The sequence below is a fragment of the Chryseobacterium sp. L12 genome (assembly GCF_056133985.1).
This window is the reverse complement of record NZ_JBVYOF010000038.1, coordinates 1-12945: the sequence shown is the minus strand read 5'-3', so window position 1 is coordinate 12945 and position 12945 is coordinate 1. Positions and strand designations below refer to the sequence as shown.

General features: G+C 39.7%; 6 protein-coding genes, 2 tRNA genes, 3 rRNA genes and 1 pseudogene. 7 read left to right on the top strand and 5 right to left on the bottom strand.

Annotated elements, in window-relative coordinates; all coding sequences use genetic code 11:
• Positions 1–117: 117 nt before the first annotated feature.
• The 4 genes from AC0NBN_RS16805 to AC0NBN_RS16790 all read right to left on the bottom strand — a co-directional run bounded on the left by AC0NBN_RS16805 (position 118) and on the right by AC0NBN_RS16790 (position 5841).
• Positions 118–651, bottom strand: coding sequence for a thioredoxin family protein (locus tag AC0NBN_RS16805; RefSeq protein ID WP_160813898.1), 534 nt, complete (start codon positions 649–651; stop codon positions 118–120).
• A gap of 86 nt (positions 652–737) precedes the next feature.
• Entirely contained in the window at positions 738–2249 is a 1512-nt protein-coding gene (locus tag AC0NBN_RS16800; protein ID WP_160813899.1) for a peptide MFS transporter, read from the bottom strand.
• A gap of 98 nt (positions 2250–2347) precedes the next feature.
• The gene (locus AC0NBN_RS16795; RefSeq protein ID WP_143884639.1) at positions 2348–4069 is read right to left on the bottom strand and encodes a peptide MFS transporter; all 1722 of its coding nucleotides are present in this window, start codon (positions 4067–4069) and stop codon (positions 2348–2350) included.
• 119 nt (positions 4070–4188) lie between these two features.
• The gene (locus AC0NBN_RS16790; RefSeq protein WP_160813900.1) at positions 4189–5841 is read right to left on the bottom strand and encodes a peptide MFS transporter; all 1653 of its coding nucleotides are present in this window, start codon (positions 5839–5841) and stop codon (positions 4189–4191) included.
• Positions 5842–6072: 231 nt separating this feature from the next.
• Here AC0NBN_RS16790 and gcvH point away from each other — a divergent pair, with 231 nt between their 5' ends.
• The 7 genes from gcvH to rrf all read left to right on the top strand — a co-directional run bounded on the left by gcvH (position 6073) and on the right by rrf (position 12673).
• Complete coding sequence (gene gcvH, locus AC0NBN_RS16785) at positions 6073–6450, top strand: glycine cleavage system protein GcvH (RefSeq protein WP_160813901.1); 378 nt, start codon at positions 6073–6075, stop codon at positions 6448–6450.
• Positions 6451–6505: 55 nt separating this feature from the next.
• Positions 6506–6802, top strand: a complete 297-nt coding sequence (locus tag AC0NBN_RS16780) for a VanZ family protein (RefSeq protein WP_474468882.1) — start codon at positions 6506–6508, stop codon at positions 6800–6802.
• 690 nt (positions 6803–7492) lie between these two features.
• Positions 7493–9009 (top strand): 16S ribosomal RNA (locus tag AC0NBN_RS16775).
• Between the two features lie 203 nt (positions 9010–9212).
• Positions 9213–9286, top strand: a tRNA-Ile gene (locus AC0NBN_RS16770).
• 85 nt (positions 9287–9371) lie between these two features.
• A tRNA-Ala gene (locus AC0NBN_RS16765) sits at positions 9372–9445 on the top strand.
• A 201-nt stretch (positions 9446–9646) separates the two neighbouring features.
• A 23S ribosomal RNA gene (locus tag AC0NBN_RS16760) occupies positions 9647–12402 on the top strand.
• Positions 12403–12564: 162 nt separating this feature from the next.
• Positions 12565–12673 (top strand): 5S ribosomal RNA (gene rrf / locus AC0NBN_RS16755).
• The 16S, 23S and 5S rRNA genes sit together here with 2 tRNA genes alongside, the layout of an rRNA operon.
• Before the next feature lie 47 nt (positions 12674–12720).
• Here rrf and AC0NBN_RS16750 read toward each other — a convergent pair.
• Positions 12721–12945, bottom strand: a pseudogene (locus AC0NBN_RS16750) (hypothetical protein); the annotation flags it as partial.

Below are 12945 nucleotides of genomic sequence, written 5' to 3'. Positions count from 1 at the left end.
TCGGGAAAATTTAGAAATAAAAAAAGCTTTCGGTTTTGAAAGCTTAGATCGTATTGTATTCGTGTATTATAAAGGTTTAAAAAAAACTAAAGCTAACCTCCAATTGCCAATAGCAATTTACTCTTTTATTTTAGACTTAAATTTTTTCTGATAATCTTCCCAATCTTCCCTTGTTTTAATTTTTTTATACATATCGGTCGAAATAAATGAAAGATAAGGTTCCAGCTCTTTGGCAGACAGTTCACCTTGCAAAATGGTGATCGGACTTCCGTTTACTTCTAAAAAAACAGTACTTGGAACAGCGTTTACGTTCATATACTGGGTAAACTCGTGCAGGGAATTGCGGCCTCTTTTCTGTGAAGTGTTTTCATTGGAAAACTTTCTCCCGAATATTTCGATTGTTTTTTTATCTTCTGCATTAAATTTTACAGGATAATAATTTTCATTCAGATATTCATAAATGACAGGGTGTCCGTAAGTTTTCTTCTCCATAATTTTGCACGGACCGCACCAGTCTGCATAAAAATCAATAAGAATCTTTTTAGGCTGAGTTTTTTGTGCTTCGAGGGCTTCTTCAATAGTCATCCACTTTACCTGTGAAAAGGCGAAAATAGATTGTATAATTAATATAAATGCAATAATTTTTTTCATAATCAGATTTTTGTTTTTTAAGATTAATGAATTGCTTTGATTTTTATGAATCATATTAATTTCATTAATTAATTTTAAATAAAGTATTAACGTACCTCCTGCATCAGTTTTTTCACGAACGGAGATATCAAAATAAGTACCACTCCTGCAATAACGGCATATAATCCCAATTGTTTGTAACCTTCGGTATAAGTTATTAATGCATCATAGTTGGTAGAGTTTTTATCTGCTTTTGCTAATCCTGCTCCGATTATTCCGGCAACATACTGACCGTAGGCTGAAGCGAGGAACCATAATCCCATCATCATTCCCTGAAGATTTTTTGTTGAAAGCTTGGTCATGATTGATAATCCGATAGGGGAGAGGCATAATTCTCCTAAAGTGATGATCAGTAAAGCCAAGGTGAAGAAGTTTAACGAAGTTATTCCTTGTAAATCTGCAAATAATCTTGTAGCGAATAATATGTAATAACCTAATCCTAAAAATATAAATCCTAATCCAAACTTAATAATTGTATTCGGTTCTATTTTCTTTTTACTGAGCCAGATCCAAAATAACCCGATTAAAGGAGCTAAAAAGATAATGAAAAATGCTCCGGCAGAATTGTTGACCCCATTAGGATCCAGATTCAGCAGATCTTTGTTGAGGTTTTTAGCCGCAAAGATACTCAACGAACCTCCGCTTTGTTCGTAAATTCCCCAAAAAACAATAGAAAATAAAATGAAGATAAGCGCAGCCCAAAGTTTTTTTCGTTCGGATTCGGTTACTTTAGACATTTCATAGAATAGGTAGATCAACGTTAAAGGTCCAACGATCCACATAAAATAATCCGTATATTGAGGAACAGAAACCATTTTCATAATTAATGGAATGAAAATCAAGGATAAAATATATGTTCCATATTCTTTCCATTTCGGCATTTTCCCTGATTTTCCTTCTGCTAAGACTTCCATTGGCTGCAATCCTATACTTCCAAGACTTCTTTGAGTAAAAATAAAATTAATCAGACTGATAATCATTACAATGGCTGCCAAACCAAAAGCTACATTCCATCTCATATTTTGAGAAATCATATCTCCGAAAAGTTCGCCTTTACCAATGGCAATACATAAATATCCGCCCAATAAGGCACCGAGATTAATTCCCGCATAAAATAAAGAAAACCCGGCATCGGCTCTTGAGTCATTGGGCTTATATAATTGACCTACCATTGAAGAGATATTGGGCTTGAAAAAACCTGTACCCACTACCGTAAAAGAAATTCCTAAGAAAAAATATTCATGAGGATCTGCTGCCAGAATTAAGCTTCCAATAATCATGAGAAGTCCGCCCCAGAAAAGAGATTTTCTGAACCCGAGAATCTTGTCGGCGAATAGCCCTCCTATAAATGTAAAAGCATAAACGAAAGCCTGTGTTGCCCCATATTGTAAATTAGCTTTCTCATCATCAAATTTCAATTGAGAAATCATAAAAAACACCAACATTCCGCGCATTCCGTAGAAGCAGAATCGTTCCCACATTTCAGAGAAAAAGAGGCTCCAGATCTGTTTAGGATATTTCCCTTTAAAATTTTGTATTTCGTCGAGGGTGAGGTTCATAATTATATATTTAATAGTTTTGATTTAATTTACAATCTACTAATGTATAAAAAAACCTCTGAAAAATCAGAGGTTTAGTAATTATTTGTTCGCAAGGTCTAATTCACACCGTGCATCATTTTTTTCAAAATTGGTGAAATTAATGCTAAAATTACGGCAGCAATTCCACAAAGAACAACAAATACCATAAAGAATTCGAAGAGATTGTGGATTTCAAAACCTACAAAAGTTGGATTTTGTAATGGTAGCTGAGCTTTTTCAAATGCAGCAACCTGATCTGCGTTCAAGGTCACTTTTTTATCCAAAACCTCCTGCAAATTAACGCCTAATTCCTCTGCTTTTTTAAATTTATCTCCTGTTGCAGGAATTAATGCACCTAATGACCCGGCTAATGCATAACCGGCAGCATTGGAAATAAAGAATACTCCGTAAAGCAATGAAGCGAATCTTTTTGGTGCCAATTTTCCAACAAGGGATAATCCAATAGGAGAAAGGCAAAGCTCACCGCATGTTTGGATAAAATATAACAGCATCAGCCATTTGATAGCCAACAATCCTGAATTCCCAAGATCTTTTACATTATGGGCGATGATAAAATAACTTAGAGCAATTAAAGCAAGTCCCATTGCTTGTTTCATAGGTGAAACCGGCTCTTTGCCTTTTGCACGTAATTTATCCCATGATAAACTGAATGGAACTGCTAACAAAACCACAAAGATTCCGTTAAATATCTGAACCATTGAAGGAGGCATGTTCCATCCGAAAATATCTCTATCTGTTTGATTGTCTGCAATGAATGTTAATGACGAACCAGCCTGCTCGAAAGCTGCCCAAAAGAAAATGATAAAAAATGAAACAATGTAAATTACCCATATTCTCTGTCTTTCAATCTTATTTTCTGCTGAAGACATAATTAAAAATGCCAAAGAAATACCTGCTGCATAAATAAATGGATAAATAATTCCTTTAATTAGTTGTCCCATTTCTACAGAGTTAAATCCAAATTCACCTACCAGTAAATATCTGAAGACAAAGAATAATGCTATAAAAAGAATACCTGTAATTCCTAATGCACTGCCAGAAAACTTAGCGGTTTGGGTTTCTCCCTCTTCAAAATCTTCACTTGTATTGTTTTTTGGTAATCCTCCGATTGGTCTTCCTTCAGGAGTTACTACATATTTGTTTTTAAGTATGAAAAACGTTATGGTTCCAATTACCATAGCAATTGAAGCAGCAAGGAATCCCCATTTAAAAGCAAAAATATCTCTTACTCCTGTTGTAGAATCTTTTACATCGCCTAAATAAGGACAAATAAACTGTCCTAAAAAAGCTCCGATATTAATTCCCATGTAGAAAATAGTAAAAGCAGAATCTAGTTTAGACTTCTCCTGTTTAGGATAAAGACTTCCCACCATTGAAGATATATTCGGCTTAAAAAAGCCGTTACCGAAAATGATGATGAATAAAGCCAGCCACATAAACATCTTAGCACTGTCAATACTTCCGGAGAATGTGGATGCACTGATAAACAATAAAAACTGTCCTATCGCCATCAATGATCCGCCAATGAGAATCGCATTTCTGTTTCCGATATATTTATCTGCAATAAATCCACCCAAAAGCGGGGTAAGATAACATAATGCTAGAAATCCTCCATAGATGATTGCTGCATCTGCTTCTCTGATAAGTAAAGAATTTACCATAAACAGAGTGAGTAAAGCCCTCATTCCGTAAAAATTGAAACGCTCCCACATCTCTGTTCCGAAAAGTACCCATAATCCTTTAGGATGCTTAGTCTTCGACTGAACTGCTGTATCCATATATACTTGTTAAATTTTTGTTAAGATTGACAAATATAGTTTTTTTTGGGTTTTCGGCAAGTTTTAAAATAAAAAAACCGCAGAATTGACTGCGGTTTTATGATTATGAAGCTGAAGTTTTAATTAACTCCCTTTTCTTTCATGATTTTATTAAGTCTTTTCAATATCGAAAGCCCAAGCAATGTTGCCAAAAGAAGTAAACCGAAGTTAACAATAAAAAAGTTGGCTTTGTTTTCATAATCATACCAGAAGCTTGCTAAAACTCCGGAAAGCTTATTTCCGATTGATGTTGAAAGAAAAAATCCGCCCATCATCAATGCTGTAATTCTTGGAGGTGAAAGCTTTGAAACCAAAGATAGACCCATTGGCGAAAGACAAAGTTCTCCAACTGTGATCACTCCGTATGCCGCTACAAGCCATAAAGCGGAAACTTTTACCAAACCATTTTGTCCGGCATAAACGGCTCCCACCATTACCAGACATGATAATGCTGAAATGAATAATCCTAAAACAATTTTTGACGGCGTACTTGGCTCTTTCCCTTTTCTGCGAAGCATCATAAAAAATGCAACAACAACTGGTGTGAGGATAATTACCCATCCAGGATTAATTGATTGAAACAACTCTGTATTGTATAAACTGATCTGTTGCGTAGGATTAGCTTCCAGTTTTGCTTTTTCACCCGCTGAAATATTTCTGAAATAAATATCTTTTCCTTGCTCTTTAATGGCATCACCAGCTTTATTTTTTTTCACCTGATATTGATCATCATATACAGAAACTTTTTTATTTTGATAATCTTTTTTATCAACTAAATAAATTGCTTCTAGTGGTTTTTCTAAAACAGAAGGAACGGTTCTATCAGTATAGCTTTGTGCCCAAAGTGTTAAAGCAGTTCCGTTTTGTTTAAAAACTGCCCAAAACATTAAACTTACCGCAAAAATCGCCAATAAGGCTCCAATCGGTTTCTTGTCTTCTACATTCGCTTTTACATACAGCATTACGTAAAAGTAAATGACGGGAATACAGGCAAAAATAAACGCATCTGTACTATCACTTCCAAAAATGTTATCAGGTATAAACCATCCAATCAATCCGAAAATTACTGCAGGTAAAAATACCTTAACCAAAACATCAGAGATTTTAGTGTCACCTTCCTGCGCAGGTTTTAGAATATTAGCCTGAAGAATATGCTGTCTGCCGATTGTGAAAACCAGTAAACCTACAAACATTCCTACTCCGGCAGTCATAAATGCAGGTCCCCATCCGTATTTATTTCGCATAAAGGCAGCAATAATGTTGCAGACAAATGCCCCGATATTAATTCCCATATAGAAAATATTGTAACCGGCATCTTTATTGGCTTTGTAAGGTTCTTCATTATATAAGTTTCCTAAAAGCGTAGAAATACTTGGCTTAAAAAAGCCATTTCCAATAATAATCAAAGCTAAAGAAGTGTAAAATAGCGGTAGTTCTTTAAAAAAACCAATTCCCAGATACCCCAATCCCATCAGAAATCCACCGATGTAGATTGCTTTGATGTATCCTAAAAGTCTGTCAGCCAAAAAACCACCTAAAAATGGGGTTAAATACGTCAATGCGATAAAAGTTCCGAAAATATCAGCAGCGTCTTTTCCGTCAAATTCTAGACCTCCTTTTTCTGTGTCAGTCATATACAAAACAAAAATTCCGAGAATCAGATAATAACCGAAACGTTCCCACATTTCTGTAAAAAACAGATAGGGAAGACCTTTTGGGTGTTTAGTTTTCATAATGTTTTAATTCATTTTTTCCAAAAATAGGTTTTTAAATTCAATTGATAAAATTATGTCGGCTTTGAAAGTAATATCATTCTAGTTTCAGCAGCAGCGAAAATTGGATGAAGTAAATTTGAAATACTAAATATTGATTGTTTTTTACTGTACTATAATCATAAGTTGTTCAAAATTTTCTTTGAGCATATCTCTATTTTGAATAAATTTGTCAACATTAAAAAATAGAAAATGAATACACCATCAGAATTAAAGTACACGAAAGATCATGAGTGGATCAAGATAGAAGGAAATACTGCCACTATTGGGATTACAGACTTTGCACAGGGAGAATTGGGAGATATTGTTTATGTAGATGTAGATACAGTAGACGATGAGATCAATGGAGGAGATGTTTTTGGAAGTGTTGAGGCAGTAAAAACGGTATCAGATTTATTCTTGCCGATTTCAGGAAAAGTAATAGAATTTAATTCTGCATTAGAAGATCAGCCGGAACTTTTAAACTCAGACCCTTACGGACAAGGTTGGATCATCAAGTTGGAAATAGCCGATGATGCAGATCAGTCAGAATTGCTTTCTGCAGAAGAATATCAGGAAGTCATTGGATAAAATTTCAAACATATTTATAAAGATACTGCCCATATATTGGGCATTTCTTACATATATGCTTTTACGTCCGGGCGTAGAAAATCACGAATATTGGTTTATGTTTTCCGGGATTGATAAAGTTTTACATCTTGGAATATTTGCAATACTAGGTTTTTGTTTTATAGCAGCATTTCCAAAAATTAGATTTTCCTATTACTTTCAGATCATTCTCATTTATGCATTTCTTACGGAGATTCTTCAGGAAAAAATGGAACTTGGAAGATCTATGGAAGCCTTAGACATTATAGCAGACACGATAGGTTGTTTAATAGGGTATTTTACACATAAGGAACTGGTAAAACTATTTTTATAAGAATTCATATATACTGTATATAATGTCTCTGAATTGTCAGGGACATTTTTTGTTTAAGATGAGTCTGCAACTTTTTCACCATTCACCATTGACCATTCACTATTAACTATTCCCCCTTCACTTTTATAAAATTTTTCTTTCAAATAACCAGTTAGTTAGGGATGGATATGGTTTAAATATGAATTTTATGTTAAATAATTTTGGAATGTAAAGGAAATAGTTGGTATTTTTGCCGGACTTAAGACGAGAGTTAAGGGTAGCGCAGAAGAGCATTGAAAAGCGGAGGGAATTATGATCTTTTCTTTTACGGATTACTTAAGGGTAAGAGTAGGGGGAGGATATGAATCTTGAGGCGGGTGGATATTTTGGAAATAATTTTTTAAAAATAAAGCTTGCCGGAATAAAAAAGATTTGTATCTTTGCAGTCCCGATACGGGGAGCGCAGGAGAATGTTGGTTTAATGGGATTAAGGAGTTAGGGTTAATAAAAAAACTTTAAAATTTTCTTGAGAAACATTTGGCTGATAAGAAATAATTTTTTACTTTTGCACTCGCAAATACGGAGCGACACTGACAGAAAGATTGCTTCGTTATAAAGCGGAAGAATAGAGATCATTGAAAAATAGATATAACAACCAAGTAAGGAAAAACTAAAGCGTCAAATAACTTTGAGTGAGCCTAAGACAAACATACAATGGAGAGTTTGATCCTGGCTCAGGATGAACGCTAGCGGGAGGCCTAACACATGCAAGCCGAGCGGTAGAGTCTCTTCGGGGACTTGAGAGCGGCGTACGGGTGCGGAACACGTGTGCAACCTGCCTTTATCAGGGGGATAGCCTTTCGAAAGGAAGATTAATACCCCATAATATAATGAACGGCATCGTTTATTATTGAAAACTGAGGTGGATAGAGATGGGCACGCGCAAGATTAGATAGTTGGTGAGGTAACGGCTCACCAAGTCAGTGATCTTTAGGGGGCCTGAGAGGGTGATCCCCCACACTGGTACTGAGACACGGACCAGACTCCTACGGGAGGCAGCAGTGAGGAATATTGGACAATGGGTGAGAGCCTGATCCAGCCATCCCGCGTGAAGGACGACTGCCCTATGGGTTGTAAACTTCTTTTGTACAGGGATAAACCTAGATACGTGTATCTAGCTGAAGGTACTGTACGAATAAGCACCGGCTAACTCCGTGCCAGCAGCCGCGGTAATACGGAGGGTGCAAGCGTTATCCGGATTTATTGGGTTTAAAGGGTCCGTAGGCGGATCTGTAAGTCAGTGGTGAAATCTCACAGCTTAACTGTGAAACTGCCATTGATACTGCAGGTCTTGAGTAAAGTAGAAGTGGCTGGAATAAGTAGTGTAGCGGTGAAATGCATAGATATTACTTAGAACACCAATTGCGAAGGCAGGTCACTATGTTTTAACTGACGCTGATGGACGAAAGCGTGGGGAGCGAACAGGATTAGATACCCTGGTAGTCCACGCCGTAAACGATGCTAACTCGTTTTTGGGTTTTCGGATTCAGAGACTAAGCGAAAGTGATAAGTTAGCCACCTGGGGAGTACGTTCGCAAGAATGAAACTCAAAGGAATTGACGGGGGCCCGCACAAGCGGTGGATTATGTGGTTTAATTCGATGATACGCGAGGAACCTTACCAAGGCTTAAATGGGAATTGACAGGTTTAGAAATAGACTTTCCTTCGGGCAATTTTCAAGGTGCTGCATGGTTGTCGTCAGCTCGTGCCGTGAGGTGTTAGGTTAAGTCCTGCAACGAGCGCAACCCCTGTCACTAGTTGCCATCATTAAGTTGGGGACTCTAGTGAGACTGCCTACGCAAGTAGAGAGGAAGGTGGGGATGACGTCAAATCATCACGGCCCTTACGCCTTGGGCCACACACGTAATACAATGGCCGGTACAGAGGGCAGCTACTATGCGAATAGATGCGAATCTCGAAAGCCGGTCTCAGTTCGGATTGGAGTCTGCAACTCGACTCTATGAAGCTGGAATCGCTAGTAATCGCGCATCAGCCATGGCGCGGTGAATACGTTCCCGGGCCTTGTACACACCGCCCGTCAAGCCATGGAAGTCTGGGGTACCTGAAGTCGGTGACCGTAACAGGAGCTGCCTAGGGTAAAACAGGTAACTAGGGCTAAGTCGTAACAAGGTAGCCGTACCGGAAGGTGCGGCTGGAACATCTCATTTTAGAGCGTTGAAGAACGTTAAACAAAATTAGTGTAGCAATACACAAAAAACTTACTTAAAGTTAAAGCTTTAGTTTTTTATTTGGTTGATATATTAAAAAATACAAACCCACTAGAAATTAGTATCAGGGAACAGAGAGACGGGGTACGAGTTAATGGATACGGATAACCCGGAACCCAAAACACGGAACACGGAACACAAAGAGTCTCGTAGCTCAGCTGGTTAGAGCGCTACACTGATAATGTAGAGGTCGGCAGTTCGAGCCTGCCCGAGACTACTAATTATAAGACGGGAAGATGTGAGATATTAGACACCAGATTTTAAGTCTGAAATCTAGAATCTGACATCTGAAGTCTACTAGAGGGGAATTAGCTCAGCTGGCTAGAGCGCCTGCCTTGCACGCAGGAGGTCAAGGGTTCGACTCCCTTATTCTCCACATATTGTATGATGTACGAAAGTACAAGATATAATGTATGAGGGTAATATCAGGAAATGTGTACTGCATAGTGACGGAGCCGTCATTAATACATTTTACATATTACATTAGTACAAGAAAAAAGATCATTGACATTAACGGTAAAGACATCACAAAGAGAAAACCGAGCACTTATAAGTGCTTGAGTAACCTAAAAATAGGAAAGAAATCGTTAAGGGCGTATGGCGGATGCCTAGGCTTTCAGAGGCGACGAAGGACGTGGTAAGCTGCGAAAAGCTCGGGGGATTGGCACACACGAATTGATCCCGAGATGTCCGAATGGGGCAACCCGTCATGTTGAAGACATGTCACCCAGCAATGGGAGCAAACCCGGAGAACTGAAACATCTAAGTACCCGGAGGAAAAGAAATCGAAGAGATTCCGTAAGTAGTGGCGAGCGAAAGCGGATTAGCCCAAAAGTCTTTATATATTTAGAGGAATGTTTTGGAAAGAACAATCAAAGAAGGTGACAATCCTGTACTCGAAAGGTATATATAGATGATAAATGAGTATGGCGGGACACGTGAAATCCTGTCTGAATATGGGGGGACCATCCTCCAAGGCTAAATACTCCTGAAAGACCGATAGTGAACAAGTACTGTGAAGGAAAGGTGAAAAGCACTTCGAATAGAAGGGTGAAATAGAACCTGAAACCGTACGCCTACAAGCGGTCGGAGCACCTATATGGTGTGACGGCGTGCCTTTTGCATAATGAGCCTACGAGTTAATTTTACTAGCGAGGTTAAGGACTTCAGGTCCGGAGCCGGAGCGAAAGCGAGTCTGAATAGGGCGGATAGTTAGTAGGATTAGACGCGAAACCTTGTGATCTACCCATGGGCAGGTTGAAGCTTTGGTAACACAAAGTGGAGGACCGAACCGGTTGACGTTGAAAAGTCTTCGGATGACCTGTGGGTAGGGGTGAAAGGCCAATCAAACTGGGAGATAGCTCGTACTCCCCGAAATGCATTTAGGTGCAGCGTCGATATATAGTTTATTAGAGGTAGAGCTACTGATTGGATGCGGGGGTTTCATCGCCTACCAATTCCTGACAAACTCCGAATGCTAATAAATGATGGTCGGCAGTGAGGGCATGGGTGCTAAGGTCCATGTCCGAGAGGGAAAGAACCCAGACCAACAGCTAAGGTCCCCAAATATATGCTAAGTTGAAGCAACGCGGTTGAACTGCATTGACAGCTAGGATGTTGGCTTGGAAGCAGCCATTCATTTAAAGAGTGCGTAACAGCTCACTAGTCGAGCGGTTCGGCATGGATAATAATCGGGCATAAGCATATTACCGAAGCTATGGATTTATAATTTAATTATATCTGGTAGGGGAGCATTCTGTTTGCGCAGAAGCAGTATCGTGAGGTATTGTGGAGCGGACAGAAAAGAAAATGTAGGCATAAGTAACGATAAAGGGGGCGAGAAACCCCCTCACCGAAAGACTAAGGTTTCCTCAGCCATGCTAATCAGCTGAGGGTTAGTCGGGACCTAACGCGAATCCGAAAGGAGTAGTGGATGGACAATGGGTTAATATTCCCATACTTGCTCACACTAAAAAGGGGACGGAGTGCCGTACTTACTGGAGACTGACGGAATAGTCAAGGCCTAGCCTTCGGGCGAAGCTGCTGTAGGGAAAGTGCTTCCAAGAAAAGCCGAAGTGAAGCAACCCGTACCAAAACCGACACAGGTAGTCGAGGAGAGAATCCTAAGGTGCTCGAGTGAGTCGTGGCTAAGGAACTAGGCAAAATAGTCTCGTAACTTCGGAAGAAGAGACGCCATCAGCAATGGTGGCCGCAGTGAAGAGGCCCAGGCGACTGTTTATCAAAAACACAGGACTCTGCTAAATCGAAAGATGCTGTATAGGGTCTGACACCTGCCCGGTGCTGGAAGGTTAAGGAAGGTGCTTAGCGTAAGCGAAGGCATTGACTGAAGCCCCAGTAAACGGCGGCCGTAACTATAACGGTCCTAAGGTAGCGAAATTCCTTGTCGGGTAAGTTCCGACCTGCACGAATGGTGTAACGATCTGGGCACTGTCTCAGCCACGAGCTCGGTGAAATTGTAGTATCGGTGAAGATGCCGATTACCCGCAATGGGACGAAAAGACCCTGTGAACCTTTACTATAACTTCGTATTGACTTTGAGTAAGTAATGTGTAGGATAGGTGGGAGGCTTTGAAGCAGGCACGCTAGTGTTTGTGGAGCCGACGTTGAAATACCACCCTTTACTTACTTGGAGCCTAACTTCTTTTAGAAGGACATTGCGTGGTGGGTAGTTTGACTGGGGTGGTCGCCTCCAAAAGAGTAACGGAGGCTTTCAAAGGTACCCTCAGCACGCTTGGTAACCGTGCGTAGAGTGTAATGGCATAAGGGTGCTTGACTGTGAGACCTACAAGTCGATCAGGTGCGAAAGCAGGACATAGTGATCCGGTGGTTCCGTATGGAAGGGCCATCGCTCATAGGATAAAAGGTACTCCGGGGATAACAGGCTAGTCTCCCCCAAGAGCTCACATCGACGGGGAGGTTCGGCACCTCGATGTCGGCTCGTCACATCCTGGGGCTGGAGAAGGTCCCAAGGGTTGGGCTGTTCGCCCATTAAAGTGGCACGCGAGCTGGGTTCAGAACGTCGTGAGACAGTTCGGTCTCTATCTATTGCGGGCGTTAGATGTTTGAGAGGGCTTGATTCTAGTACGAGAGGACCGAATTGAACAAACCTCTGGTGTATCAGTTGTACCGCCAGGTGCACCGCTGAGTAGCTATGTTTGGAAGAGATAAGCACTGAAAGCATATAAGTGCGAAACTCGCCTCAAGATGAGACATCTTTTAAGGGTCGTGGGAGATGACCACGTTGATAGGCTACAGGTGTAAAGTTGGTAACAGCATAGCCGAGTAGTACTAATTACCCGTAGATTTATAGCCTATTGGTTTACATTAAAACAAGCCTTATAAGTGCAATCAAGGTTTTGCCTTTGTGATGAAATTTACCGATAAAAACAGATGCCAGATATAAGACATCAGATAACAGACTTTTTTTAAATCTGAAATCTGAAATCTTCCCTCTGATATCTTATATACAGCCTTTAGGGTGGTTTTAGCGGTGGGGCTCACCTGTTCCCATTCCGAACACAGAAGTTAAGCCCACCAGCGCCGATGGTACTGCGACAAGCGGGAGAGTAGGTCGCCGCCAGTTTTTATTCAAACCTCATACACAAATGTATGAGGTTTTTTTATGCCCTTTTATTCCTCCTTTTTTCCTTCTTTCCTTCTTCTTTGTTCTTGCATCTTTGTTCTTTTTTCTTTATTCTTTACTTTTAGCTTATTTGCTGATTGATACTCTTCAAAATAATCAATCAGCGTGCTTAAAATTTTCGGGGATTTAATCTGAATACTATAAATCAGTGGATTTTCGCTTTTAGGAATTTTATGCAGATAATTTGAGAGCGTTTTCCTATCCCTATATTC